Source organism: Streptomyces sp. NRRL S-495 (assembly GCF_000966955.1).
Classification (GTDB): Bacteria; Actinomycetota; Actinomycetes; order Streptomycetales; family Streptomycetaceae; genus Kitasatospora; species Kitasatospora purpeofusca.
Window position 1 is genome coordinate 1 of the sequence record NZ_JZWY01001382.1, and the last position, 293, is coordinate 293.

A 293-nucleotide genomic window follows, 5' to 3' on the forward strand; every position below is an offset into this window, starting at 1 on the left:
GGTCAACTTCGACCATCAGCAGGGGCACACCGATCTCCGGGGCCTGGAGCACCGCGTCTGGTCGAACCTTGCGCTTGCCTCCCGGGAGGGTGAACTCGGTCTCAGTCGACCAGGAGGTCACCATGCCGATCCCGCCTGGTGCGCCGTCGGCGGTGCTGCCACCACGCACGAAGGCCAGGACGGTCTCGTTGACGGCCATGGCGTGCGGGGCGCCGGTGCGGCCGGCGCCGCCCATCTCGCTGCGGGCGCGGTCCAGAACGTGGGCCGCCGCGTCGAGGCCGGCTGTGCCGTTG

Annotated in this window: 1 pseudogene; it reads right to left on the reverse strand. The window is 72.0% G+C overall.

Going from position 1 to position 293, the window contains the following annotated elements:
• Window positions 1-293, reverse strand: a pseudogene (locus tag VR45_RS41780) (hypothetical protein); the annotation flags it as partial.